This window comes from Rhizocola hellebori (assembly GCF_016862955.1).
In the GTDB taxonomy this organism is placed as follows: Bacteria; Actinomycetota; Actinomycetes; order Mycobacteriales; family Micromonosporaceae; genus Rhizocola; species Rhizocola hellebori.
Genome location: NZ_BONY01000028.1, coordinates 94181 through 120266 on the forward strand (window position 1 = coordinate 94181; position 26086 = coordinate 120266).

Annotated in this window: 20 protein-coding genes; 10 read left to right on the top strand and 10 right to left on the bottom strand. The window is 67.9% G+C overall.

Annotation, left to right across the window (positions count from 1 at the left end):
- Positions 1 to 19 precede the first annotated feature (19 nt).
- The 3 genes from Rhe02_RS23160 to Rhe02_RS23170 all read right to left on the bottom strand — a co-directional run bounded on the left by Rhe02_RS23160 (position 20) and on the right by Rhe02_RS23170 (position 3990).
- The gene (locus Rhe02_RS23160) at positions 20 to 2470 is read right to left on the bottom strand and encodes a choice-of-anchor A family protein (RefSeq protein WP_203910421.1); all 2451 of its coding nucleotides are present in this window, start codon (positions 2468 to 2470) and stop codon (positions 20 to 22) included.
- Positions 2471 to 2568: 98 nt separating this feature from the next.
- Positions 2569 to 3612 (bottom strand): MBL fold metallo-hydrolase, encoded by a 1044-nt coding sequence (locus Rhe02_RS23165; protein WP_239123999.1) that lies wholly within the window; start codon positions 3610 to 3612, stop codon positions 2569 to 2571.
- Positions 3613 to 3639: 27 nt separating this feature from the next.
- Positions 3640 to 3990, bottom strand: coding sequence for a DUF2203 domain-containing protein (locus tag Rhe02_RS23170; protein WP_203910422.1), 351 nt, complete (start codon positions 3988 to 3990; stop codon positions 3640 to 3642).
- Positions 3991 to 4017: 27 nt separating this feature from the next.
- Between Rhe02_RS23170 and Rhe02_RS23175 the strand changes: the two genes are divergently transcribed.
- Complete coding sequence (locus tag Rhe02_RS23175) at positions 4018 to 4398, top strand: DUF6841 family protein (protein WP_203910423.1); 381 nt, start codon at positions 4018 to 4020, stop codon at positions 4396 to 4398.
- On the opposite strand, the gene Rhe02_RS23180 is transcribed toward Rhe02_RS23175, so the two are convergent.
- The 4 genes from Rhe02_RS23180 to Rhe02_RS23195 all read right to left on the bottom strand — a co-directional run bounded on the left by Rhe02_RS23180 (position 4376) and on the right by Rhe02_RS23195 (position 12911).
- A complete protein-coding gene (locus Rhe02_RS23180; RefSeq protein WP_203910424.1) occupies positions 4376 to 8218 on the bottom strand; it encodes a PDDEXK-like endonuclease domain-containing protein in 3843 nt (1280 codons plus the stop codon). The genes Rhe02_RS23175 and Rhe02_RS23180 overlap by 23 nt on opposite strands.
- Positions 8219 to 8311: 93 nt before the next feature.
- Positions 8312 to 9136 (bottom strand): SWIM zinc finger family protein, encoded by an 825-nt coding sequence (locus Rhe02_RS23185; protein WP_203910425.1) that lies wholly within the window; start codon positions 9134 to 9136, stop codon positions 8312 to 8314.
- Positions 9133 to 11964, bottom strand: a complete 2832-nt coding sequence (locus tag Rhe02_RS23190) for a DEAD/DEAH box helicase (RefSeq protein WP_203910426.1) — start codon at positions 11962 to 11964, stop codon at positions 9133 to 9135. The genes Rhe02_RS23185 and Rhe02_RS23190 overlap by 4 nt, the downstream gene beginning before the upstream one ends.
- A 5-nt stretch (positions 11965 to 11969) precedes the next feature.
- Entirely contained in the window at positions 11970 to 12911 is a 942-nt protein-coding gene (locus Rhe02_RS23195) for an isopenicillin N synthase family dioxygenase (RefSeq protein WP_203910427.1), read from the bottom strand.
- A gap of 30 nt (positions 12912 to 12941) precedes the next feature.
- On the opposite strand from Rhe02_RS23195, the gene Rhe02_RS23200 reads away from it, so the two are divergent.
- The 6 genes from Rhe02_RS23200 to Rhe02_RS23225 all read left to right on the top strand — a co-directional run bounded on the left by Rhe02_RS23200 (position 12942) and on the right by Rhe02_RS23225 (position 17644).
- Entirely contained in the window at positions 12942 to 13445 is a 504-nt protein-coding gene (locus Rhe02_RS23200; protein ID WP_203910428.1) for a histidine phosphatase family protein, read from the top strand.
- Between the two features lie 16 nt (positions 13446 to 13461).
- A complete protein-coding gene (locus Rhe02_RS23205; RefSeq protein WP_203910429.1) occupies positions 13462 to 13896 on the top strand; it encodes a cupin domain-containing protein in 435 nt (144 codons plus the stop codon).
- Positions 13893 to 14255, top strand: a complete 363-nt coding sequence (locus Rhe02_RS23210; RefSeq protein WP_203910430.1) for a DUF1304 domain-containing protein — start codon at positions 13893 to 13895, stop codon at positions 14253 to 14255. Before Rhe02_RS23205 ends, Rhe02_RS23210 begins: the two co-directional genes overlap by 4 nt.
- A gap of 72 nt (positions 14256 to 14327) precedes the next feature.
- Positions 14328 to 16091: a sensor histidine kinase gene (locus tag Rhe02_RS23215; protein ID WP_203910431.1), complete on the top strand. Its 1764-nt coding sequence runs from the start codon at positions 14328 to 14330 to the stop codon at positions 16089 to 16091.
- Positions 16088 to 16747: a response regulator gene (locus Rhe02_RS23220; RefSeq protein ID WP_203910432.1), complete on the top strand. Its 660-nt coding sequence runs from the start codon at positions 16088 to 16090 to the stop codon at positions 16745 to 16747. Before Rhe02_RS23215 ends, Rhe02_RS23220 begins: the two co-directional genes overlap by 4 nt.
- 78 nt (positions 16748 to 16825) lie before the next feature.
- Positions 16826 to 17644 carry an alpha/beta hydrolase gene (locus tag Rhe02_RS23225; protein WP_203910433.1) on the top strand — a complete coding sequence of 273 codons (819 nt, stop codon included), beginning with the start codon at positions 16826 to 16828 and terminating at the stop codon, positions 17642 to 17644.
- Positions 17645 to 18328: 684 nt separating this feature from the next.
- Here the strand turns inward: Rhe02_RS23225 and Rhe02_RS23230 are convergent.
- Positions 18329 to 20392: an MMPL family transporter gene (locus Rhe02_RS23230; RefSeq protein ID WP_239124000.1), complete on the bottom strand. Its 2064-nt coding sequence runs from the start codon at positions 20390 to 20392 to the stop codon at positions 18329 to 18331.
- A 133-nt stretch (positions 20393 to 20525) separates the two neighbouring features.
- Between Rhe02_RS23230 and Rhe02_RS23235 the strand changes: the two genes are divergently transcribed.
- From Rhe02_RS23235 to Rhe02_RS23245, 3 genes are read left to right on the top strand one after another with little or no spacing between them, the layout of a single operon-like run.
- Positions 20526 to 21710 carry a sensor histidine kinase gene (locus tag Rhe02_RS23235; protein WP_239124001.1) on the top strand — a complete coding sequence of 395 codons (1185 nt, stop codon included), beginning with the start codon at positions 20526 to 20528 and terminating at the stop codon, positions 21708 to 21710.
- On the top strand, positions 21698 to 22348 hold the full coding sequence (locus Rhe02_RS23240) for a response regulator transcription factor (protein WP_203910435.1): 651 nt from the start codon (positions 21698 to 21700) through the stop codon (positions 22346 to 22348). Before Rhe02_RS23235 ends, Rhe02_RS23240 begins: the two co-directional genes overlap by 13 nt.
- Positions 22345 to 23121 carry a DUF4097 family beta strand repeat-containing protein gene (locus Rhe02_RS23245; protein ID WP_203910436.1) on the top strand — a complete coding sequence of 259 codons (777 nt, stop codon included), beginning with the start codon at positions 22345 to 22347 and terminating at the stop codon, positions 23119 to 23121. Before Rhe02_RS23240 ends, Rhe02_RS23245 begins: the two co-directional genes overlap by 4 nt.
- Before the next feature lie 21 nt (positions 23122 to 23142).
- On the opposite strand, the gene Rhe02_RS50970 is transcribed toward Rhe02_RS23245, so the two are convergent.
- Both Rhe02_RS50970 and Rhe02_RS23255 read right to left on the bottom strand, forming a co-directional pair.
- Complete coding sequence (locus tag Rhe02_RS50970; protein ID WP_203910437.1) at positions 23143 to 25176, bottom strand: fibronectin type III domain-containing protein; 2034 nt, start codon at positions 25174 to 25176, stop codon at positions 23143 to 23145.
- Between the two features lie 94 nt (positions 25177 to 25270).
- Positions 25271 to 26008 carry an SDR family NAD(P)-dependent oxidoreductase gene (locus Rhe02_RS23255; RefSeq protein WP_203910438.1) on the bottom strand — a complete coding sequence of 246 codons (738 nt, stop codon included), beginning with the start codon at positions 26006 to 26008 and terminating at the stop codon, positions 25271 to 25273.
- Between the last annotated feature and the right edge of the window lie 78 nt (positions 26009 to 26086).

The following is a 26086-nucleotide window of genomic DNA, read 5'->3' on the forward strand; positions in this document are numbered from 1 at the left end:
TAACCGCTGATCGCTCCGGCTACGGCTTGAACCAGCCGCCGAAGGGCAGTCCTGGAAGCCAGTCGACCAGATCGTGGCCGAACCACGGGGCGTCGAAGCACATGTCCCAGAAGGATTTGTGCTTCTTCTTGTTCTTGACGACGACCTGCTCGGCGGGATCGCCGCAAGCGGTGTCGGCCGGCGCGTTATTGGCGTCGCCGCTGTAGGTGGCGATCCATTGGTAGGTGCCCACCTGGGTCGGGGTGAAGGGGGCCGAGGTGTAGGGGCCGTTGCCGTTGACGCTGGTTTGCGTGCTGAAGATGGGCTGGCCGGCACAGGTGGCGTTGTTGGGGCCGTAGAGGTCGAAAGTGATTGACCCGGTTGGGCTATCGCCGTCGGCGAGGTTGGCGGTGTCGGTGATGGAGCCGCCGAGCGTGATGTCGGGTGAGGCATCGGTGGTGATGCTCGGTGTGGCCGGCGTGGTGGTGACGACGACGGACTCGGCCGGGTCGTCGCAGGCGGTGGTGACCGGGTTGTTGTCGGCGTCACCGCTGTAGGAGGCGACCCATTGATAGGTCCCCGCCTGGGTCGGGGTGAAGGCGTCCGAGGTGTAGGAACGGTTACCGATGACGATGCGGGTGCTGGTGGTGGCCGGCACGCCCGTGCAGTCCGGGTCGTTGGGGCCGTAGAGCGTGAAAGTCAAGACGCCGATGGGGTTCAGGCCGCCGCCGAGGTTGGCCGTGTCGGTGACGGATCCGCCAAGAACTATGTCGTCGGACGCCACCGTGGTCAGCGTCGGTGTCACGACGTTGGACGTCACGGTGACGGCCTCGGCCGGGTCGTTGCACGCGGTCACGGCTGGGTTGTTGAGGGCGTCGCCGCCGTAGCCGGCCACCCATTGGTAGGTGCCCACCTGGCTAGGGGTCGCGATGTCAGAGGTATAGGTGCCGTTGCCGTTGACCGGTCTCGTGCTGACTATCGAAGGGCCGGTACAGGTGGGGTCGTTGGGGCCGTAAAGGCGGAAGATGATGGATCCGGTCGGGTTCTGGCCGCCGGCGAGGATCGCGGAGTCGGTGACCGACCCGCCGAGGGTCACGTCGTCCGACGCATCGGTGACCAGTGTGGGTGTGGCTATGGCCTCGGTGATGGCCACGGATTCGTTCGGGTCGTTGCAGGCGGTGGAGGCGTCATTGTTGTTGGCATCCCCGCTGTAGACGGCTACCCATCTGTAGGTGCCCACCTGGGTGGGGACGTAGCTGGCCGAGGTGTAAGAGCTGGTGCCGGCGATGACGGGGATTGTCGACGTGAAGACGGGCGTGCCGGAGCAGGTAATGTTGTTGGGGCCGTAGAGGTTGAAGGTGATGGAGCCGGTGGGGTTCGCTCCGCCGGTGAGGGTCGCCGTGTCGCTGATCGACCCGCTGCGGGTCACATCGGGGGAGGCGTCGGTGACGATGCTCGGCGTGGGCAGGCCGCTGCAGTTGAGGGTGGCCGTGAAGGGGAAGGGGTGCACCTCGCCGCCGTCGGGGCCCATCACGAGGCTGGCCACGATGACCTGACCCTCGTTGTTGGCCGCGCTGACGTCGGTGAGGCTCGCGTTGGGCGCGTAGAGCGTGCCCTCCAGCGTCGCCGAGTTCGCCACCTGGGTGATGGCTGTCGCGGTCGGGAAGTTCCAGAACATGAAGGGCGCGTGGACACCGCTGGTCCCGGCCTGGTTGGGCACCTTCCAGTTGAAGACATTCCCAGGACCGGTATTGACATTGATCAGCATCGGTGTGTTCGCGCTGGGCTGTGTCGGCTGGAACGTCAGAATGTCGATGTTGTTCAGGTTGGCGGCGGTGATGTTCAGGACGTTGGTGACGTTGGGGGTCAGGTTGATGAACGCGTTGGTGTTCGGCGGCAGCGTGGGGGGTAGTGCCTCGCCCTGCGCGTTGGTGAGGATGACGTTGTTGGTGCAGCCCGCAAGTGAAACCGAAGAGCTGCGGAAGTCCGCGAAGGCGGCGGCGAAGTCGATGGGTGAGGTCGGGCCGACCGAGGCGACGGGCTGCCTAACGGTCAGCTCCACCCGAGGGACGGATTCGTAGGCGGCGTTGTTGGCCACGATGCGGGTGTTGACCTGAGCTCCGTTGCCGTCGTTGATGAGAACGTCGGCGTTGTTGAGGTTGCCCACCTTCGCGTAGGCGCCGGAGAGCACCTGCAGCCGGAAGGGTTGACTGGCGGCGAAGTTGACCTGGCCGCCGATGACCAGTGCGCTGGGCACGGTTTCGTTCGGGGCGAAGAACGTGCCCGTGGAGTTCCCGGCGACCTGGTAGTTGCCGCCGATGGTGAGGTTCCCGCCGATGGCGACCGGTCCCTCGGTCTCGTTGTTGGTCAGCGTGGCGTTGCCCGCGGTGAAGATGTTGAAGCCCAGAGCCGAGGCGGTGGGCGCTTCCGGGCTAGCGCTGGCTTGGCCCGCGGTGAGCACGATGAGCGCTGCGGTAGCGAATGCGCTCACGGCTGCTATCGCAGCTATGGTGCGTTTTGTCCGTAATAGATCCATTCAAGATATATATCCGGAAGTGAGACTGTTTGATGAGCTTTCGTCAAACAGGGCTAGGCGAGTGCCTGCCACCAGCCGTCGACCTCGGACGGGTCGTCGACCTTCACGCGCTCGCCCGGCTTGGGAACGGTCAGCGTGACGTCGTGCTGCTTGGTCTCCCGCCAGATCCGGTCGACCGGCTCACCCCACGAGTGCAGGGCGAGGTTGAAGGTGGCCCAGTGCACGGGAAGCAGCAGACCACCGCGCACATCCAGATGGGTGGCCACGGCCTCCTCGGGGGTCATGTGAATGTCGGGCCAATAAGGGCTGTAGGCGCCGATCTGAATCAGGGTGAGGTCGAACGGGCCGTGCTGGGAACCGATCTCGGCGAAGCCGGGAAAGTAACCGGTGTCGCCGGTGTAGAAGACGCGCCGCTGCTTTCCGGCGATCACCCAGGATCCCCAAAGGGTGTCGTTGCGCCGCAGGCTGCGCCCGGAGAAGTGACGCGCCTCGGTCGCCACGAACTGCAGGCCGCCGATCGTGATCTCTTCGTTCCAGTCCAGCTCGATGATCCGGTCGGCCGGGACCTTCCAGCGCTCCAGATGGGCGCCGACTCCCAGCGGTACCAAGAAAGGAGCCATCTGAGTCAGAGTGAGCTCGCGGACGGTGGCCATGTCGAGATGGTCGTAGTGATCGTGGGAGATGACGATCGCGTCGAGGGCGGGCAGCTGAGCCAGGGCAAGGGGCATCGGGTGCAGGCGCTTGGGCCCCGCGAAGGAGGTGGGCGAGCAGCGCAGGCTCCACACCGGGTCGAGCAGCACCCGGTGGCCCTCGATCTCCACGAGCGAGGTGGCGTGGCCGAGCCAGATCACGCTGAGCCCGCCGGGGGTCAGCTCCCAATCGGTGGAAGAGGGTCGCACGATGGGCACGGCACCGGACGGCTTGCGCCTTTCCTTGCCGAAGAACATCTCGCGGAAGATCTTGGGACCCGAGCCGGGCGGCAGAACGCTGGCGGGGGTGCGGTTGACGAAGACCTTGCCGTCGAAGTTGGGCGATGCGGCGACCCGCGCTGCGCGGTCACCCGAAATGCGAGCGCCCATGGCCCGCAAGAGTCTCATAACGCTCAGCTTATGCCGGGCGCTGGCCTAGATCCTGCGGCGGCCTGGGAAGCCACAGTCGCTGCGGTGGTACCAGGTGATGTCCGAATCGCCTTCCAGCCAGCACCACAACACGGGCACCCCGTCGCGCTCGCCGGGAAAGTCGAGCAGCACCGGCGCGAATCCTTTGACTTGTATCTTCTGGCCACTCAGATATTCGAGCAATGAGTAGATGCGCGCTTCCAGCGCCTTGGCCTCGGCCACGCCGCCCAGCGGGCTGGAGCCTTCGGTGCTCAAGTCGGCGCGCAGCTCCGCCAGATCGGCCCGAAGCACGATGAGCTCATCGATGCGCGGTAGCACGGCGTGCAGACGCTGTCGCGCTTCGTCAACGGAAAACATTCAGTCAGTATGTGGTAAGCGTAGGGAATGAGCGAAAAGCAGATCACCGACTTTTTCGTCCGATACGGCGCAGCTCTCGGAAGCGGTGATCTGAGCGCGATCGCGTCCTGTTACGCCACGCCGGCGCTGGTGGTCAGCGACGGCCGCAGCCTGCCGGTGCAAGACAGCGCGGACGTCGAAGCGGCCTTCTCCGGATCGGCCGACACCTACGAGGCCAGGGGCCTGGTGGACGCGAAACCGAACATCGGTGGCATGGAAAAGATCACCGACGTGCTCACGCTGGTCACGGTCGGCTGGGACTATCTCGACACCCAGGGCGGAGTCCAGCCGGGCGAGAGTTACCGCTATCTCGTCCGGCTGGGCGACAATCCCGGAATCTGTGTGGTTATTCCTGTCCTGTCGGCATGACCGGGCGGCTGAGGCGGCGAGCACGCACGATCGCCTCGACTATCCGGGTGCCGCGCCGCTGGAATCCGAGCTCGTTGATGGTCTCGGCGACCACCTCCTCCTCGGTGCGGTTGAGCCCGTCGCTCTCGATCCAGGTGATCAGCTCGGCGAGGACGTGGTCGGGCAGATCGGCGATCTCCTCGTAGGACGGCAGCTCGGGCCGTGGCCCACGCGGTGTGCCGGTGGCCAGCGTCTCCGGGGGCAGGGCGTTCGTGGTCACCGCGACCGTGCGCGCGGGCGCGGCGAGCGCCTCCTGGTAGGCCACGACCGCCCGCGCGATCTCCTTCTCCCGCTGGGTGAACCAGTCGGTGGACCAGATCCGGTGGAAGCGCCAGCCGAGGCGTTCCAAGTGCTGCTGGCGCAACCTCTCCCGGTCACGCACGGTGGGGGAGGCGTGATACGAGGCGCCGTCGGCCTCGATCGCCAGCACCACCCTTTCCGGGTTACCGGCGTGGTGCGCGGCGAAGTCGATCCGGAAACCGCTGACTCCGTACTGCGCCACCAGCGGGATGCCGGCATCGATGAGCTTGTCGCGCACATCGACCTCGAACGGGTTCAGCGTCACCGCGCCGTGCAGACGCCCGGCCAGCGACTGGCCGCCGGTGGCCGCGTATTCCAGGTAGGCGCCCAGCAGCTTGGCGCCGTAGGAGCGCAGCCTGTTCGGATCCAGGTCGACGTGGCGGAACGAGCTGACCACGGTGGTGCGGTGCTTGGCCCGGGTGATGGCCACGTTGAGCCGCCGCTCGCCGCCCTTGTTGTTGAGCGGGCCGAAACGGTAGGCCATACGGCCGTCGAGGTTGCGGTTGTAGCCCACCGACAGGATGATCGCGTCGCGCTCGTCGCCCTGTACCCGCTCGATGCTCTTGACGAAGAACGGCTCCACATTGGACTCGGCGAAGAACTTGCTCAGATCCGAGCGTTTCGCCAACGCTTGGCGCAGCGCGGTTTCCACCGCCTCGGCGTGCTTGAGGCCCATCGTGATGACGCCGAGCGACTCGTCCGGGCGCTGCTCGGCGTGCTCCAGCACCAGCTTGACCGCCCGATCGACCTCCGAGTTGGCCTGGGTGACCAGCACGTGGCGCAGGCAGTCGCCGGTGTCGGCGCCGGGGAAGGTGACCAGCGGGTTGCCGTTGGGCGCATAGATATGCGCGTTGGAGAAGGCGATCAGGCGCTCGTCGCGGCTGCGGTAGTGCCACGCCAGGTGCTTGACCTGGCTGAGCGGCAGCGCGTTGGCGAAGGACTGCAGCAGCGACTCGATGTCCTCGGTGAGCAGACCGTCGAGGTCCTCGTCGTAGGCGACGTCGTCGTCGGCGGTGCGCTGGAAGAAAGCCGTCGGCGGCAGCTGATGCTCGTCACCGGCGACCACGACCTGCTTGCCGCGCATGATGGCGGTGATCGCGTCGACCGGTTCCACCTGGCTCGCCTCGTCGAAGATGACGACATCGAACAGGTTGCGCGCCGGCAGCACCTGGCTGGCCAGCAGCGGGCTCATCGCCCAGCACGGCTTGAGCGCCATCAGGGCGTCTGGCGCCTGCTCGAACAGGCGGCGCACGGTCATGTGCCGGGTCTTCTTGGAGGCCTCGCTGCGTACCAGGCGTTGCTGATCCGGATACGCGTCAAGGACTTCAATCATTTTCATGGCAGCCTGGTACCGCACCCGCGCCGCCGCGGTCACCAGGTGATCCTTGTCGGCCTGCCGGTATTGCGCCGCCTGGGTGTGCAAAGCGCTGCCGTAGAACCGGCCCAGGTGCTCATCGGCGAACCGCAGGTGGTCCAAAATGGACTGCAACCAGGCGTAGGTGAACCGCTGGTCGGCGAGCTGCGGCTCACCGTCGAGCAGCTGGTCGACCTTCCACGGCGCCAGGAACGCACGAATCTCGTTGCGCCGCACCGAATTCAGCAGGTTCTGCTGATCGCCGGCGAGCTCGTCAAGGTGCAGCTCCAGCTCGCCGAGCGGGACATGCGCGTGCAGCCGGGTCAGCGAGTCGAGCGCGGCCGCCAGCAGCTGCTGCGCCTCGGGCAGGGTGGCCGACCAGCGCGGCGGTTTGCCGTCGACGCTGAGCCGGGCCCAGCGCTGCTTCTGATCGGCGATGGCCTGCGCGGTCTTCTGCAACGCCTCCCGATTGGGCTTCTTGCGGGCCAGCCACAGCTCCTTGAGCTGCTTGGTGGTGCGCCGTTTCTGCCAGAACCCGTCCCAGCCGCCGATTTCGGTGGTGTAACAGCTGTCCTTCATCCGGGAGAGCGTGAAGTTGACATCGGTGGCCAGCTGGACCGCCGCGCGCGCCTCGGCGGGCGTGCCGATGGGTTTGAGACCAAGCTCCGCGGTCAGCTTCGCGACGGCCTGCCGCGCCTGAACCCACCGCGTCGACGCCTGCCCGGCCAGCTCGTAGGCCTCCTGGGCGGCCATCCGATCCATCACGGTGCTCGCCGCCCACGCCCCGGTGACCGGCAGCTGCGCCAGTTCGAGGATGGCCGAGCCGACCTTCTCCGCGAACTCGCCGTGCAGTGCCTGCAGCTCTTCCCCGGTCCAGCGGGTCGGCGACTTGGCCTCGGCGGGCATGCCGATCAGGTAGGCCTGGACGATAAAGGCCGAAACGCCCCACGGCTCGTGCAGGCGGTGCATGGCGTCGTGGTGATCGACCAGGGGAGTGCGGGTGGCCTGCAGGCGGTGATCGGTGTCGATGGTGTTGGGGCGGGCCTCGGTGCGGGCGCGGTGCAGCCGCATCTCCAGCGACTTGGCCAGCTCACGCCGGCTCGCCTGCTCGCCGTGCAGGTTGTACACGAGGTCGTCGAGGCCTACCTGCTCGAGGCGGTCGAGCACGGCGTCGATGGCGGCGCGCTTCTCGGCCACGAAAAGGGCGGAGCGGCCGCGGCCGGCCAGCGCCGCGATGATGTTGGCGATGGTCTGGCTCTTGCCCGTGCCGGGAGGGCCCTTGATGACCAGGTGATGGCCGGCGATCACCGCATTGATCGCATAGTTCTGCGAGGAGTCGGCGTCGAGCACCAGCAGCTCGTCGGCGGGCACCACATGATCGGGCTCGTCGATCGGGATCTGGCTAGTGGCGGCAAGGGAATTGAGCGCGTCGTGGTCACCGGCGAGCGCGGCGATCACATCGTGACTCGTCAGCGCCTCCAGGTGCCCGCCGATGTCGTCGACCATCGGCAGCTTGGCGTAGGTGAAGGTGCCCACCAGATAACCGGGATGGATGGCGAAGCGGGGCACGTCGATGGCGAGCTTGCGGAACCGTTGGTACAGCTCCTCCGGATCGAGGTCGAGAAGCTCCTCGGCGCTGATCACCAGGCCGTGATCCTTCTCGAGTTTGTGCAGCAACACCGGGTTGACCGAGGGCTCCGGGTCGGCCTTGAGCACGAAATCGGTCTCCGCCAGCGACGAGGGCCGGATGCTCAGCTGCTGTAAGAGCACAGGCGCGTGCGGGCTGCGAGCCAGCTCGTCCCAGGTCGCCATTCCGGAAGCCAGATAGCCGACCTCGACTCCGCGCTCTTCGGCCCAAATCCGCATCTGTTTGCGGATTGCCCGAACCCGCCGCAACGCGTCTTTGCGTATGTCGACGTCGGGGAAGAGCGTTTTGAGATTGACAGCCACTCCGGCGAGCAATTGCGCCACGGCTTCCGGTTTGGCATCAACAAGATTCAGGGTGCCCGCTTTGAGCTCGCGGTAGTAGGCGAGCTGATTGCGGCCTGAGTCATCGACCAGGGCTTCTTGCCAGCGCTTTGCGGCTGCCGCTACGAGCCGGGCTCGTTCCGGCATAGGTGCACTCACCCTCTTACCTTCCCAGACGCGGTTGACATTGCCCAACCGGCCTTCAAGACCATCCTTCGGCACGGGGTCGCCTGTTCCCCAAAACCAAGACCGCTACTCCTCAACGGCGAATGCCGCATAGAGCGGGCGAAGGCGCTCTATCAGGGCGGAGCCACCCAACCCCGCCCCAGGCGTAGGAAGCTGGCGCAGCAGGAGATCCGTTGCAGTGTCCAATGTGGTCGGTCGAGTGGGCAGGGGTACTGGGGCGACCCAGTAACGATCGATGACCTCGTCGAGCGGGGGCAACCTCACCTCGTCGAAGACGCCTGGCACCTGTTCCTCGAAAAGCGTGGCCGGGCCGAGGTGGGCCAGCAGCTCGTCGCGGCCGCGGCCACGCCAGAGCAGAATCTGGAACGGGTCGGCGTCGAACGCCTCGGCCAGCAGATAGAAGGTCGCGGCGATGTGCTTGCACGGCACGGCGTAATCCGGACATGAACATTGCATAACGAGATCGCGCGAGCGCCGGGGAAACAGCGGAACCCCGGCCGCGTCGAAGACCTCCTCCAGCGCCGCGGGCATCTCGCCGGCCAGCAGCTGAGCGCTGAACAGCGCCCGAGCGGCGATGGCGTCCTCGACCGGCCGCCAGTCCGGCACCGGTGCGAATCTGATCGTCAGCGTGTAAGGCTCGTCGCGGGAGCCTTGTACCACCGCCGAAACCACCCCCGGCGCGACCTCCAGGGACAGCACCTGACCTTGACGGGCGTAGTTCTTGCCTCGCCCCAGCCGCCCGCCCACGCCCAGCGACTCGAGCACGGCGATGAACCGCCGGGACCACCAGGTCTCGCCGATCGTGCCACGCACGCTGCGCGCCTTGATACCACCTTCCACCTTTTTGGTTTTCCCATAGGCCGGGAAAGGCGACCCGCTCGGAGTGGTCATTCGCTGACCGCATCGGCGTCGAGGGTGAACATGGCGCGCAGCTGGTCGGTGGACATCTCGCTGAGCGCCACCTCGCCGGTGCCGACGATGCGCGCGGCCAGGCCCCGCTTGTCCTGGATCATCGTGGAGATCTTCTCCTCCACCGTCCCGGCGCACACGAACTTGCGCACCTGCACATTGCGGCGCTGCCCGATGCGGAACGCGCGGTCGGTCGCCTGGTCCTCCACCGCCGGGTTCCACCACCGGTCGACATGGATCACGTGGTTCGCCTCGGTGAGGGTCAGGCCGGTGCCACCCGCCTTGAGCGACAACACGAAAAGCGAAGGCGATCCCGGCTCGGTCGACTGGAAGCGGCGCACCAGCGCGTCGCGTTCGGGCTTGCTCACCGCGCCGTGCAGGAAGAGGATCTCGCGGCCGAACTTGGCCGACAGGTGCGAGCGCAGCATCGTGCCGAACGAGGCGTACTGGGTGAAAAGCAGCGCCTTCTCTTGTGCGGCAAGGATTTCCTCGACGATCTCCTCGAGCCGGGCGAGCTTGCCCGAGCGGCCCGTGAGCCGGGAACCGTCGGCCAGCAGCTGGGCCGGATGGTTACAGACCTGTTTCAGTTTCGTCATCGTCGCCAGCACCAGGCCCCGGCGCTCGATGCCCTCACTGTTTTCGATCCGGTCCATCATGTCCTCCACCACGGCCTGGTAGAGCGAGGCCTGCTCGGCGGTGAGGTTGCACAGCACCTCCATCTCCAGCTTCTCGGGCAGATCGGAGATGATCGACTTATCGGTCTTGAGGCGGCGCAGGATGAACGGGCCGGTGATCTTCTTCAGCCGTTCCGCGGCTTCTGCGTCCGCATGCCTTTCGACGGGTACCGCATAAGCCTTCTTGAACGCAGAGGCGTTGCCCAGCAGGCCCGGGTTGGCGAACTCCATGATGGACCACAGATCGCCGAGCCTGTTCTCCACTGGCGTGCCGGTGACCGCGATGCGGTGCCGGGCGGGGATGGCCCGGATCGCGACCGCCTGCCGGGTGGCCGCGTTCTTGATGGCCTGTGCCTCGTCCACCACAATGCGGTCCCAGGGCACCTCGCGCAGCTGAGCCAGGTCGCGGGCAGCCAGCGCATACGTGGTGATCACCAGATCGGCCTCGGGGTCGAGCTTGCGGTCGGCGCCGTGGTGCACGTGGACCTGCAGTTTGGGGGCGAAGCGGGCGGCCTCCCGCTGCCAGTTGCCCACCAGCGACATAGGGCACACCAGCAGGGTCCGGCCGCTGTCGGGATGGGCGAGCAACGCCAGCAGCTGCACCGTTTTGCCCAGGCCCATGTCGTCGGCCAGAACCCCGCCGAGCCCGAGCGACTGCAGGAACGTCATCCAGGACAAGCCTCTTTGCTGGTAAGGCCGCAGCTGCCCGACGAACTCGTTGGGTGGCTCGATGAGCTTGACCTGTGCGCCGGAGAGCAGATCGCCCAGCGAGCCGTCGGCGCTGACCTCCAGCACCGGCAGGCCCAGCGAAGTGTCTTCGGTGGACAGCCCGGCGTGCAGCAGGTCGGCCACTGACATCTGGCCGCCCTCGCGCAACAGCTTGAGCCCGTTGGCCAGCCGCTTGGTATCCAGCTCCACCCACTGCCCACGCAGTTTGATCAATGGCGCTTTCAGCTCGGCCAGCTCGGTCAGCTCGGCCTCCGACAGAGGCTCGTCGCCCAGCGACACCTCCCAGCTGAAATCGACAAGGGAATCCAGCCCCACCGCGCTCTTGCCGGCCACCGTCGCCGGGGAGCTCTTGCTCGAAGCCTTCAGCTTGAGCCCCAGCCGAGACGAGGGTTTGCCCCACCACTTCGGCAGCATCACCCCGAATCCCGCGGTGTGCAGCAGCGGCGCGGCCTCGCGCAGAAACCCGTGCGCGGCCGCGGAATCGAGCTCCATCTCCTCGGGCTGGGCCGTGGCGAGGGCATCGGCCAGCCTCGGCCACAGCCGGGTGGCCCGCCCCAGCTCGGCGAGCAGGGTCTGCTTCGGCGAGGTAATCGTGGCCGGCAGCTTGCGCGACTTCCAGACCCGTTGCGCCGGGATCACCAGACTCGGCTCGTCGACAGGCTGCAGCGCGAATTCGACCCGCCAATCCACCTCTTCCTCGGCCGGCTCGACCAGGCGGAAGCAGGCGCGCACCGCACCGCCCGCGGCATCGCGCTGCCACGACCGCAGCTCACCCTGAAGCTCCAGCGCGCTGCCGCGCAGCTCCCGCACCCAGCCCTGGTCGTCGACACCTGCCTTGCGCAGCAAGCGTTTTGCGGCTAGATCGACTAGATCGTCGAGTGCCTGGGCGACGCTGCCCTCACCGGTGTCGGCCCGCGCCACCGGCGGCTGCGCGTGCGCCAGCGCCTGCGCCCAGTGCGCGTCGCTGCCGGTCAACACCGGCCGCCACACCGCCCGCAGCCCACCGGCCCCCGCTTCGCCTGCGGCGGGTGCGGGGATGATCCAGGGCAGGGTGCGGCCGCGCCTGACCAGGTCGTCGGCGAAGGCGGCCACCTGCTGCAGGTGACGCACGCTGGAGCCGAGCACGTAGTCGCCGTCGGGAAAGTCTTCGTGCAACGAGACCGGCACTTGCCACGGCTTGAGGGTCAGCTTCTTGGTCTTCGGCGGCTCGTCCGGGCGTACCAGCTCGGGGGAGTCGGCGGGCCGTCCTTCCACCGTGGGCAGGTGCAGCGTCACCGTATCGGCCTCGCCGCCGGGCAGCCGCACCGCAAAAGGGTGCTCGCCACCACCGGCCTGGGTGGGCAGCGCCGGGTCCTCGGCCCACAGCGCCAGCCGGCCGGAACGCCACAGGGCATGAACGACCAGCATGGGCTCTAGGGTAGTGCCCGCAGTTGCGGGAAAACTTTCGACACCTTGGCTATGAGGTAGTCGCCGTAGGTACCGGCAAAGGCCTGAAGATCTTGACCATCCCAGCGAGGCTCGCCCATCGCAGCAGCCCGCGCCCGGCCCGGCAGCGGCGGGACCTCCTGGGCGAAGTCGGGGTCGAAGAAGAACGGGAAGGACAGCCGCTCATTGCCCGACACATTGCGCACGCGGTGCGGGGTCGAGCGGTAGTAGCCGCCGGTCAGCCGATCGAGCATGTCCCCGATGTTGCAGACAAACGTTCCCGGCACCGGCGGCGCGTCGATCCAGCCGCCCGGCGCCTTGACCTGAAGACCGCCGTTGCTGTCCTGCGCCAGCAGCGTAAGCAGGCCATAGTCGGTGTGCTCGCCCACTCCCCAGCCGTCGTCACCGGCTTCGGCGGGCGGGTAGTGGAAGATCCGGAACAGCACGGTCGGGTTGGCGGTGTAGCCGGCGGCGAAGTAGTCCTCGTCCAGGTCCAGGCTGACCGCCACGCCGCGCATGACTTGCTGCGCGACTGCGGTCAGCGCCTCCATATAACGCAGCGTCGTCTCCCGAAGCGCCGGGACCGCGGCGGGAAACAGATTCGGCCCGTGCAGCGGCAGCGGGTGACCGGCCGGTAGCTCGCTGCCGAAATACAGCCCCTCCTTCAGGTCTGGCCTTCCCGAGGTCAGCTCCGCGCCCACCGGAAAGAACCCGCGCCACGCCTTGCCACCGTGCTGCATCGCAATCTCAAGCTTCTGCGGCTCGGGCAGAGCGAAGAACTCCCGCGCCGCGGCATCAAGCCCGGCCAGCAGCTCGCCCGGCACGCCATGCCCGGTCAGGTAGAAGAACCCGTTGTCCCGGCACGCCGCCGCTATCCGCGGCGCCACCTCCCGCATCGGCCGCGACAAATCCACCATCGGCAAACTCACGGGCGTAAGCCTAGCCACTAGGATCGGCGGATGCTGGTGGTGGTGAGGCACGCTATGCCGGTGGTGGAGCCGCTGATGTTGCCCGATCGCTGGGTGCTCAGCGACGAGGGTCGGGCGGCTGCGGGCCGGTTGGTGTTCCCGCAGGGGGCGACGCTGGTCGCCAGTGGTGAGCCGAAGGCGATTCAGACGCTGGAGCATGCCGGCCCGGTCATCTCGGACACGCGGTTCAATGAGGTGCACCGGGTTGAGGCGTTCGGTGACGATTTTCGGGTGGTCCGCCGGGCCTATGTGGACGGTGTGGACCATCCGGACTGGGAGCGGCGTGCGGAAGTGGTGGCCCGGTTCGACGAGGCGATCGCGTCCTACCCGGATCGGCCCTTGGTCGTGGCGAGCCACGGCATGGCGATGACGGTGTGGCTGACCGCCCGCATCGGCCTGGACGATCCGGGTGAATTCTGGGCGGACCTGCGGCTTCCCGACGCGCTCGCCATCGACCTCGACGCGCGAAGCTGGTCGCGGCTCACGCCACAGTGACGGTCATACTGGGCGGATGGATCAACGTCCGCGCACCGCTGAGCTTCTTGACCTGCAACCACATCCGGAGGGCGGGTGGTACAGGCAGACGTGGCGTTCCCCGGTGAGTTTCACGCCAGACGGGTACCCAGGAGAAAGAGCCACGGCAACGGCGATCTACTTCCTGTTGCGGCCGGGCGAGCAGTCGCGCTGGCACGTGGTGCGCTCTGCGGAGTTGTGGCTCTGGCACAGCGGAGGCCCGCTGACCCTGCGCTTCGGCGGCGAAGGCGAGCGGCCCGAGGCGACCGGCGAGATAGTGCTCGGGCCCGACATCGAGGCTGGTCAGCGTCCGCAGGCGGTGGTCCCGGGCGGGGTGTGGCAGGCGGCCGTACCGGCATCGAGCAGCGAGGTTCTGGTCAGCTGTGTGGTGGCGCCGGGGTTCGACTTCGCCGACTTCATACTGATGCCATGAATGTGGCGACCCAGATTTTCGCGGTGCTGGCGGGCTTGCTCCACGTCGGCGTGTTTCTCATGGAAAGCGTGTTGTTCACCCGGCCGAACGTGCAGCGCCTCTTCCTCGGCAACGCCGCGAACACCCCTCAGCTGCAAACCTTCGCCTTCAATCAGGGTTTCTACAACCTTTTCCTGGCGCTGGGCGCGATCGGCGGGGTCATCGCGGGCGGGGCCGCGGGCAAGGCCATCGCGTTGTTCAGCTGCGCCTGCATGGTGGGGGCGGGCGTGGTGCTGCTGGCCTCGCAGCGCCGGATGTGGCGCGGGGCGGCGCTGCAGATAGTGCCGGCCGGATTGGCGTTGCTGGCGGCGCTGCTCTGATACCGGGGTATGACCGAGAGCTAGCTCTGCAGGGTGACGTCGGCGCGGGCCCGCAAGGCTAGAGTGGCGGCCATGATCAGCATCTTGCGGCGGTTGGGCAAGGATCTGCTCACCCTGTTTTGGGGCGCGGATCCCGCCGCACCACTGCCGCCGCTGCGGCGCCGGTGGCTGCGACCGCTGCTGGTGCTGGCCGCGGCCGGCCTGCTGGCGCTTGCCGCCAAATACCTGCAGGACACCCGGCACATGTCCGCGCCGGTGGCGATGGCCCTGGGGGCGGTGACGGTGCTGCCGTTGCTGGTGTTGTGGGCCAAGCCGTTGTGGGCGTGGCGGATAGCTTACGTCGGGCTGCTCGTGGGCAGCCTCGGCCAGACCTCGGGGGAGGCGTGGCCGTGGAATCCGGTGCAGGTGCTGGTGACCATCGCGGTCATGGTGATGGTGGCCCTGCGCGAGCCGCCGGGGGTGATTTTCTGTTCGGGCGTAAGCGTTGTGCTCCTCGTGTCGTTTCGGGTCGAGCCAGGCAACGTCGCTGGGGTGACGGTTCTGATCGCCGTGCTGCTGGTGCTCGGCGAGCACATCGGCCGCCGCCGGTTTCAGCGGGCCGAGGTCACGCCGAGCGAACGTGGCGAGAAAATGACGTGGGCTCCCGCCTGGCGCGCCAGATTGGCGAAGTTGGCCAGCGTCTTGCGGCGCCTGGGCTGGGACCTGCTCACCGTCTTATGGGGCGCCGATCCGGCTCAGCCGTTGCCCCCGATAAAGCGCTGGTGGATTCGGCTGCCGCTGGTGCTGGCCGGCGTGGGCCTCTACCTGGAGGCGGCCCCGGAGCTGTCCAACCCCGTCTCGATGGTGCTGGCCTTCGTGACCGTGCTGTCGCTAGTGGTGTTGTGGCGCAAGCCGTTGTGGGCATGGCGGCTCGCCTTCGCCGGCCTGCTGATCGGCGGCTTCGGCCAGACGCAGGAGCAAGCGTGGCCGTGGAATCCGGTGCAGACGCTGGCCGCCATCGTCATTTTGTTTGTGGTAGCACTGCGCGAGCCGCCTGGGATCATTTTCTGGATCGGCGTAAGCGCTGCGCTCACGGTGTGGATTCGGTCGGACAACGCCGCCGCGGCGACTGTTCTGATCGCCGTGCTGTTGGTGCTCGGCGAGCAGATCGGCCGCCGACGCCGGCTGCAGCGAGCCCTTGTGGTGCAAAGCGAACGGGGCGAGATAGCCGAGGCGCGGGAGGCGATCCTGGTGGAGCGCACCAGGATCGCGCGGGAGCTGCATGACGTGGTGGCGCACTCGATGTCGCTGGTCGCGGTGCGGGCCGAGACCGCGCCTTACCGCCTGCCCGGCCTTCCCGACCCGGCCCGCGACGAGTTCCTGGCGCTGGCCGCGACGGCCCGCGATTCCCTGACCGAGTTGCGGCGGCTGCTCGGGGTGCTGCGCACCGAGCAGACCGAGCCGGAGCTGACCCCGCAACCGGATCTGTCCGATCTGGACGATCTGGTGGCGTCGGCGAGGCAGGCCGGAATGCAGGTCGCCACCGCCATTTCCGGCCCGTCGCCTTCGGCAGCCACGGGGCTGACGACTTACCGGATCGTGCAGGAGGCGCTCTCCAACGCGGCCCGGCACGCCTCCGGAGCGCCGGTGGAGGTGACGGTGACCACGACGAAGCGGCAGACACGCGTCGAGGTGCGCAACGGCCCCGGCGCGCCCGCGCCCAGCCCCCAGGGCACGGGACACGGCCTGGTCGGCATGCGGGAGCGGGTCGAGCTGCTCGGCGGGACGCTGCGGACAGGTCCCACCGACGACGGCGGCTTCGCTGTCGTGGCAACGATTCCGGGTGGGCCGCGGTGATCCGGGTGCTCATCGCCGACGACCAGGAGATGGTGCGTGAGGGCTTCGCCGCGCTGCTGAGCGCGCAGCCGGACATCGAGGTCGCCGGGCAGGCCGCCAACGGGATCGAAGCGGTGGCGATGGCGCGGCAGAGCCAGCCGGACGTGGTGCTGATGGATGTCCGGATGCCGCGCATGGACGGCCTGGAAGCGGCCCGGATGATCGCCGCCGATGGCTCCGCGAAGGTGCTCATGCTCACCACCTTCGACCTCGACGAATACGTCTATGCCGCGCTGCGGGCAGGTGCCAGCGGCTTCCTGCTCAAGGACGCGCCCGCGGCCGAGCTGGTCCAGGCGGTGCGGGTGGTGGCGCGGGGCGAGGCGCTGCTCGCGCCATCGGTGACCCGGCGGCTCATCGAGGATTTCGCGCGCAGGCCCATGCCCGGCGGTCAGACGCCGCCCACGTTGCAGGCGCTGACCACGCGCGAAGTCGAGGTGCTCGCCCTGATCGCCCAGGGTCTGTCCAATCAGGAGATTGCGGCTCAGCTCGTGGTCGCTGAGCAGACGGTGAAGACCCACGTTGGGCGGATCCTCGGCAAGCTGGGTCTGCGCGACCGGGCGCAGGCGGTCGTGGTGGCTTACGAGAGCGGCCTCATCACCCCGGGGAGCCACGGCTAGAACGGCTCCCCGGGGTGACGCTCCGACCGCGGGGCTACCGCAAACGTTGCCCGTATGTCTTTGGGACGCAACGTTTCTGTGACCTCAGCCGTATTCCTGGCCGCGCTGTTCACTCCGGCGCAGGCACGTTCACTCGAGCCCATGCCCGTGTCGTGGGACTATTCCGCGGTGGCGCAGGCCATGCGCGACGCCGGTTACGGCGACCTGGCCGCCGCGCGCCAGTTCGCCGCCTTCGACCCTTCGGGCGATGGGCGCGCTGTGGAGGTGCTGGGCGACCTTTCCTCCGCGCGCCATGTCGTGGTGCTCGTTCCCGGCTCCGACACGACGCTGGCGGACTTCGATCGCGGGCTCGGCGGGGTGGCTCGCCGAGCGCCTGCGGTGCAGGCCCGTTCGCTACGCGAGGCCATCCTGGCCCGTCACCCCCAGGCCCAAGTCGCCGTCGTGGCGTGGCTGGGCTACGACCCGCCCGAAGGCCTCGGCATGGCCGCCGTCCGCCAGGACCGAGCCGCGGACGGCGCTGCCGCCCTGGCCCGCTTCGTCGCCGCACTCCCTCCACAAGCGACGGTCACCGTAATCGGCCACAGCTACGGCACGGTCGTCATGGCCCTGGCCGCACCCGCCTTCGGCCCTCGCGTCACCGACCTGGTGGCCCTGGCCAGCCCCGGCCTCAGCGCCCGCGCCACCACCGACCTCAGCCCCCACGCCCGCCTGTGGACCGCCACCGCCCCCACCGACTGGATCGGGCACGTCCCCCACCTCCGCATAGGCAACATAGGCCACGGCCCGATTCCCGCCGACGCCCTCGAGCTGCCCACCAACGGCGTCGACGGCCACGACGGCTACCTCACCCCCGGCTCAGCCACCCTCACTGCCCTAGCCGACCTGGTTGCACGATAATCGCTTCTTTTGCGCCGCAACGTTGTGGTCCCTCGCCGTACCTCCCGGGCGGCAACGCCACGCCCGTGCTTGGCCACCCCCAGCGGCTGCGCCGCCGACCCCGCACCCGCTAGATCATCTTCAAGCTCTCGGCCCTTCGTCGCCGCACCGGAGTTCGCGGCGCGCCACCACGCACGCACCGGCGCAAATCGGGATCGCCCGGTGCGACCGCTCTTTCGCGGGTATGTCCATCTCTGCACTCGGCAGGTGATGCAGAGATGGACGCACTCGCCAACACCATGCCCGTCCCGGCGGCGAGCCGATCGCTTACTCAACAACCACGCCGCCCGCGCCGTCTTGTGCGCGCGGCCTTGTCGCGGGCGTGCGCCGCTCCCCACCGCGCAGGTATGACCATTGCTTGCGCCGCACCTTTGCTCTGCACCCATAGGCGCAACTTCATGGTCGATGTGCGCCTATGGGTGCAGAGCAAAGGTCCCACGAACCCCCACCCCACCTGGTCGTGCTCACCCTCGCCCGGGGTGATCATCCAGCGCGAAAGGAGTGCAGACCGCACTGCGGTCGTGATGATCTTCGGCGCGAGGCCGCCGGTCTGGGCGGCCGGCGGCGGGTGGGTTGTGGGGTGACGTTGCCGCCGCCGGCCTGGGTGGCCGGCGGCGGGTGGGGTTTGTGGTGGGTGGTGATGGGTTAGGGGTGGGTGGGGGCGGGTTCGCGGAGGCCGAAGCGGGCGTGGAGGCGGCGGAGCGGATGCGGAGCCCACCAGTTGTGCCGGCCGAGCAGGGTCATTGTGGCGGGGACGAGCAGGCAGCGCACGATGGTGACATCGACTAGCACGGCGACGAAGAGGCCCAGGCCGATCTGCTCGATGTCGCCGATTTTGGCGGAGGCGAAGAAGCCGAAGACGATGAGCATCAGCAGCGCGGCCGAGGTGATGATGCGGCCGCTGCTTTGCAGGCCACGTCGCACGGCGGTGTTGGTGTCGTAGCCCGCGTCGACGAACTCCTTGACCCGGGCTAGGAGGAAGACCTCGTAGTCCATGGACAGGCCGAAGCCGAAGGCGAAGACGAGGACCATGACGTGCGGGCTCAGGCCGCCGACGGTGAGGGTGTCCAGCGGCCCGGCCAGCCAGCCGTGTTCGAAGACGGCAACCAGGACGCCGAAGGTGGCGCCGAGGGAGACGAAGTTCATCAGGAGCGCCTTTACCGGTACCACGACAGATCCGGTCATCAAGAAGAGCAGGATGAACATGGTCACCACGATCACCGCCAGCGCGTAGGGCAGCCCTTGAGCCAGTTTGGCGCGCAGGTCAACGATGTTGGCGGAGTCGCCGGAGACCCAGGAATCGACGCCGGCGGGCCGGTCCGCGCGCATCCGGGCGACCAGATCGCGGGCGGGGGCAGCCTGGTTGTCGCCGGTGAGGTGGAAGGCGACCGAAGCGACGCCGGGAGCGACCGCGCGTGACGGCTCGATCTCCCGTACCGGCCCACCGCGCCAGCGGGCGGCCCAGGTGTCCAAAGTAGAGGGATCGGTACGGGCGACCACCACGACACCCGGGTTGGCGCTGAGCCCGTAGCGCGCCGAGAGCGAGTCGAGGACGCGCACGGATTCGATGGTGCGCGGGATGCCTTCCAGATCGGGCTCCTTCAAGGTGGCGTTGATCAGCGGGAAACCGAGTGCCAGCAAGACGATCGCTGTTCCGAGCGCGAAGACGAGCGGGCGGCGCTGGGTGATGGCGGCCAGGCCGGAGAAGAAGGCGCCGCGCGGAACCCGCTTCGCGGGCTTGATCCGGCGGCCGAAGATGCGCAGCAGCGCGGCGGTCAGCGTGAGCGCGCTGAGCAGAGCCACCACGGTGGCCGAGATCCCGGCGGCGCCCATAGCCCGCAGCTCCTCGACATCGAAGGCGAACAGCCCGGTGAGGGCGGCGGCGACGGTGAGCGCGCTGAACGCGATGGTACGCCCGGCGGTGGCCCAGGTGCGGGCCACCGCGACGGCCGGCTCGTGCCCGGCGGCCAGCTCCTCGCGGTAGCGCGCCACGAGCAGCAGTGAGTAGTCGATGCACAGGGCCAGGCCGAGCATGGTGACCACGCTGATGATGTCGGCGTCGATCCCGATGAACTCCGAGAACGCAAGCAGCACAGCGAAAGCACCGGCGACGGTGGCCAGCGTGGCCAGTAGCGGAACCCCGGCCGCGATCAGGCCGCCGAAGACGAAGAGCATGACCAGCACGGTCAGCGGCAGCGAGCTCAACTCGGCCCGCCCCAGGTCTTCCTGGACGGCGTCATCGATCTGATCGCCGAGCAGCAGGCTTCCTCCAAAAGCGACAGTTGACCCGGGCACCTCTGGCGCCAGCAGCCGCAGCCGGTCCAGGACGGGCTCGTAGTCGTCCTCGCCCTTGGCGAACACCACCCGAAGCGCGACACCTTTGCCATCGCTGGCGATGCGGGGCTGCTCCACCTGCTTGACCCCGGCCACCCCCGCCAGGTCGGCGGCAGCTCTGGTCAGCCCGGCCGTGGCCGCCGCTGATTGGGCGTCGATGCCCTCCCAGAGCGCGACCACGTCGCCTCCGCGATCGGTGGACGCCCTGAGCACCTCCCGAGCCCTGCCAGATTCGGTGTTCGCGGCACGGCCGCTGTCGTCCATGCGCTCGAAGACCGTCCCGGCGGCGACGACGCCACCGGCCATCACGATCAGCCAGGCCAGCACTACCAGCCAACGGTGACGGTAGGAGATCTTTCCGACAAACTCAGTCATGCCGATGAGCCTTCCTTTCGGCGGGGGCCGTGTCGGTAACGCAGACTGCCGTTGCCGGGGTGGTGCTAGCCCCACCATGGGACGGCAACCTGCCACCGTGACCTGCCGGGACCGGTATCTCTACGGTGGTGGCATGCAGAACGGGATCAGACGGGCTTGGGACGGCACCGCACACACGGTGGCCGGGTTCCCGCTCGCGGTGGTGACGGGCAGCCTGGTGCTCTGTGCGGGGTTGTTTGCGATGGTGACCGTGGGACATCCGGTGGGCAAGACCTATCGCAATGACATCCTCGCCGTGTCTCGCTTCTGCTCGGTGATTCAGCGGTCGCGTTTCTCCGCGCTGCTTGGCGTCGAGCTCAAGCTGGCGCCCGCGGCGAGCAGACGGGCCGCGTGGCGCGGTGTCTGGTACCACGTGATAGCTGGATTTTTGATTTCGGTCATTGGTTTTTCACTGCTGGTGTCGCTGTGGTCGGCGGCGGGCGCGGCGGTGCTGCTGCCGGTTTTCAACCCGCCCAACGGGCGGATGCTCGGGATGCGGCTCAGCGATCCGCTGCCGTGGTCCGGCCTGTCGATAATCGCTGTGCTGCTTGGTTATGCCGCCGCTAAGCTGGCCATCGGCCTGGCCGCGCTGGATGTGCAGGCGGCTCAGGCGATGCTGCAGCTGAGCCGGGCGGAGGAGCTGGCGTTGCGGGTGCAGGATCTGACCGAGAGCCGCGCCGACGTGGTCGACGCCGCCGACGCCGAACGCAGACGCATCGAGCGCGACCTGCACGACGGCGCACAGCAGCGCCTGGTCTCGCTGGCGATGAACCTGGGCATGGCGCGCGCCACTCTGACCGATGTGGACCCGAAGGCGCGGGAAGCCATCGAGCATGCTCACGATGAGGCCAAGCAGGCGCTGACCGAGCTGCGGCAGCTGGTACGCGGGCTGCATCCCGCAGTCCTGGAAGACCGTGGCCTGGACGCGGCCCTGTCCGGCATCGCCGCCAGATCGCCGGTCAAGACGCGGCTGAATGTAGACGTGCCGAAGCGGCCGTCGGCGACCGTGGAGGCCGTGGCCTACTTCGTGATCTCCGAAGCGCTGACGAACGTGGCCAAACACGCGCAGGCGAAGGCGGTGGACATCGAGGTGCGCCGCCGCGGCGACCTGCTGCTGATCGAGGTGCGCGACGACGGGCGAGGCGGAGCGGATCCGTTGGCCGGAACGGGTTTGCGCGGGCTGGCCCAGCGGATCCGTTCGGTGGACGGCAGTTGGAGTGTGGAAAGCCCGCTGGGCGGGCCCACGGTGATCAGAGTGGAGCTGCCATGCGAGTCGTGATCGGCGAGGATTCGGTGCTGTTGCGCGAGGGCCTGGTGCGGTTGCTGGACACCAGCGGGTTTGAGGTGGTGGCCGCGGCCGGTGAGGCGGAGACCACACTGTCCAAAGTAGAGGAACTGCAGCCGGATCTGGTAATCCTTGATGTGCGGATGCCGCCCAGCTTCACCGACGAGGGGTTGCGCGCCGCGCTGGTGGTGCGGCGGCAGTGGCCCGCGATCGCGGTGCTGGTGCTCTCCCAGTACGTCGAGGAGCGTTACGCGACAGAGTTGTTGTCCGGTCACACCAGCCGGGTCGGGTACCTGCTCAAGGATCGGGTGGCCGATGTCGGCGAGTTCCTCGAGGCATTGCGCCGCGTCGCCGCCGGTGGCACGGTCCTCGATCCCGAGGTGGTGTCCCAGCTGCTGCTGCGCCGCCGCTCAGGTCCGCTGGACAGGCTCACCAAACGCGAGCAGGAGGTGCTCGCGCTGATGGCCGAGGGCCGCTCGAATCTGGCCATCGCCACCGCCCTTTTCATCACGGAAAGCGCGGTAGGCAAGCACGTCAACAACATCTTCACCAAACTCGATCTTCCTCCAGCCGACAGCGACCACCGCCGCGTGCTGGCCGTGCTGCAACACTTGAATGAGAGGCCAAAATGAGTACAGCATCGACGTGGCGCGTCATCGCCGCCACCTTCACCGTGGGCGTCGTGGTTGCCGGTGCGCTGGTGGCGTGGAGCCTGCTGCGTCCGGGCAACGTGAAGACCGAGACCACCCAGCAGATCTTTGGCCAAGCAATCTCACATCTGATATTCACCGATTTCGAAGCTAGCGATGTCATCGTGGTGGCGGGCACGGCGGGGGAGGTGAAGGTGCGTCGCGAGCTGAGATGGTCGGGGGACGACCGGCCGCAGGCGGACGAGTCGTGGCAGGGTGACACCCTGGTGGTGTCGCACAACTGCGGCAACGCGCAGCGCGATGACTGCTCGATGCGTTACACCATCACGGTTCCGCCCGCGACCGACGTGGTGGCCAAGACCGCCGCGGGCGATGTGGTGGTGCGCGACATCACCGGGCCGATCGAGGCGCATGCGGTCTCCGGCGATATCCAGCTGAGCGGATCCGCCGGCCAGATCCTCGTCGAGACCGTGTCGGGCGACATCCAGGGCACCGGGCTGCGATCGTCCAAAGTGGAAACAAGAGGCGTCTCCGGCGACGTGCGGCTCGTGTTCGCGGTGGCACCGCAGACCGTGCTGGTGTCAAAGGTGTCGGGCGACACGCAGGTGAAGGTCCCGGCAGGGTCCGGCCCGTACCGGGTCGACGTCGAAACAACCTCGGGCGACCGGAGCGTCACGGTCGACCGGGCCTCGGGGGCGGAGCGGGCGATCGAAGTGACATCGACCTCGGGCGACGTCTCGGTGGCCTACGCCTGATCGCCCGCTCCGAAGTTCTTTCTAAGGAAGTGCGTTGAGGAAAGGTTCGTGGGAGTTCATGAACTCCCAGTTGTAGAAGCGGTCCCAGTTGATGGACCAGGTCATCAGCCCACGCAGGTCTGGCGAGGTGCCACCGCGCAGCGAGTAGCTGCCGCAGTTGGTGCCTCGCACCAGACAGTTCAGCGCCTGCTGGACGGCGGCCGGGCTGGTGTGCCCGTTTCCGGCCGAGACCGCGGCGGGCACGCCGAAGGCGATCTGGTCCTCCCGCAACGCCGGGAAGGTTATGCCGGTGGTGGCGACCGGGAACCCCGCGGCGAGCATGTCGGTCATCGCGATGTGGAAGTCGGCTCCGCCCATGGTGTGGTACTGGTTGTCGAGCCCCATGATGGGTCCGGAGTTGTAATCCTGGACATGCAACACGGTCAGGTCGTTGCGCATCGCGTAGATGACGGGCAGGTAGGAGCCGGCCCGGTTGTCGCAGCCGGCGCAGGTGCCGCCGTAGAACTGGTAACCGAGCTGCACGAAGAAGGTCTCCGGCGCCATGGTGAGCACGAAACCCGAGCCATAGCGGGCTTTCAGCGAACGCAAGGCTGCGATCAGGTTCACGATGACCGGGGTGGTGGGATTGCGGAAGTCGCTGTCACCGCTGTTGAAGAAGAGCGAATGGCCCTCGAAGTCGATGTCGAGACCGTTGAGGCCGTAGCGGTCGATGATGGCCGCGACCGAGCTGACGAACCTGTCCCGCGCCGCGGTCGTGGTCAGCTGCACCTGGCCGTTCTGCCCGCCGATCGAGAGCAGCACCTTCTTGCCCTGCGCCTGCTTGGCCTGGATGGCCGCGATGAACTGGGCTTCGGTCTCCACGCCGGGGCATTCCGCGACCGGGCAGAGCTGGAAGCGGATGTCGCCGGAGGTGACCGAGGTGGGTTCGCCGAAAGCGAGATTGATGATGTCCCACGCCGCGGGTACGTCGGCCATCCGCAGATAGCCCGATCCGTTGGCGAAACTGGCGTGCAGGTAGCCGATGAGCGCGTGCTTTGGCAGGCCCGTGTTGGGGCAGCCGGAGGTGGTGGCGCTGGCCGGCGCTGACGAGGCGGACTCGCCGTTGGCGTTGAACGCGCGCACCGTGTAGGTGTGGCTGGAACAGGTGGCCAGGCTGCCGATGGTGGCGGAGGTCGCGGTGACCTGGGCGCGCTGGGTGGTGCCCTCGTAGACGCGGTAGCCGGTGGCGCCGCTGGAAGCGTTCCACGCCAACGATATCGAGGTGCTGGTGGTGCCGGTGACGGACAGGCCGCCGGGTGTCGGGGGAGTGGTGGTGCAGCCGGTGGTGGTCACGGTGGCTGCCGCCGAGGGCGCGGACTCGCCGACGGAGTTGAAGGCGCGCACGGTGTAGGTGTGGCCCGAACACGCGGCCAGGCCGCTGATGGTCGCCATGGTGGCGGTGACCTGGGCGCGCTGGGTGGTGCCTTCATAGACGCGGTAGCCGGTGGCGCCGGAGGACGCGGCCCAGCCCAGCGTGAGGGAGGTGTTGGTGATGCCGCTGACGCTCGGGGTGCCCGGGGCGCTTGGCACGCCGACGCCACCGGGGCCGTCGAGGGAGATCTCGTCGGCGAAATAGGTGCCCTGGCCGTACCAGCCGTGGGTGAAAACCTGGACGGAGGTCTGCCCGGCGCCGGTGGTGAAGTTGACGGTCAGCTTCGTGTACGCGGCGGCCGTGGGCGTCCACGTCGACGCCCCGCCGGTGATGCCGAGGTAGACGTAGTTGCCGCGGACCCAGCCGGTCAACACGTAGGCCGTGTTCGCTTGCACCGCAACGGTTTGGGTGCACTGCGCGTTGTCGGAGGAGGAGGCCGCGCCCTGCAGGGCGCGGGTTCCGGCTTGGACCGGCGTGGAGACCACCGAGCCGAGCCCGCCGGTGCAGCTCCACGGGGCCAGCGAGCCGGTCTCGAAGCCGGGGTTGCTCAGCAGGTTGGCCGCCTGGGCGGGGGGCGCGCCCGCGACCACCGCGCACGCCGCGGCCATGAGGGACGCACAAACTATTGATCTAAGTTTGCTCATGGATTAATTATTAGGAAACTTAACTTCTAAGTCCAGGATCACCATTCTTTGTTAAGGCTTTCCTCGGATACGGCGGGAGTCCCGCGCACTCCCGCTATCTGATGCCGCCCCCGGCCCGGATGTTCTGACCGGTGATCCAGCCGCCATCCGGGCTGGCGAGAAAGGCAACCACATCGGCTATATCGGTGGGCTGCCCGACCCGGCCCAGCGGGCTGAGCTGCGCGGCGCGTTCAAGCACCCCGGGCGGGTTGGTGGAGCGCAGCAGATCGGTGTCGGTGGCGCCGGGGGAGACCGTGTTCACGGTGATGCCGCGAACGCCCAGCTCCCACGCGGCCACCGCGGTCAGCTGCTCCACCGCCCCTTTGCTTGCCGCATAAGCGGCTATGCCGGGGCTGGGCCAGACCGTGTTGATGGTGGAAATGTTGATGATCCGCCCGCCGTCGCGCATGTGGCGGGCCGCGTGGCGCAGGGAGAGGAAGACCGATCTGGAGTTGATCGCCATGACCCGGTCGAAGTCCTCCTCGGTCAGGTCGGCCAGCGGCGTCGGCGGGAACTCCGCCGCGGCATTGTTGACTAGAATGTCCAACCCGGACAGATGTTTCTCGGCCTGGGTGAACAGCTCGGCCACCGCTTCGGCGTCGCCCAGGTCGGCCCGGACCGGATAGGCCTGGCCCCCGCCCGCCCGAACCTCCTGCGCGACCTCCGCGGCCGCCAGCTCGTTGCCGCGATAGCAGAAAACGACGGTCGCGCCTTCGCGGGCCAGCCGCTGCACGATGGCCCGGCCAATGCCGCGTGATCCTCCAGTGACCAGGGCCCCTTTGCCTTCAAGCATCGTCCGAGACTACCGGCCATTACCGGACCAACGCGACGCCAGATCCATATATCCCCATCTGCCGCGCGTCGCTCCGCC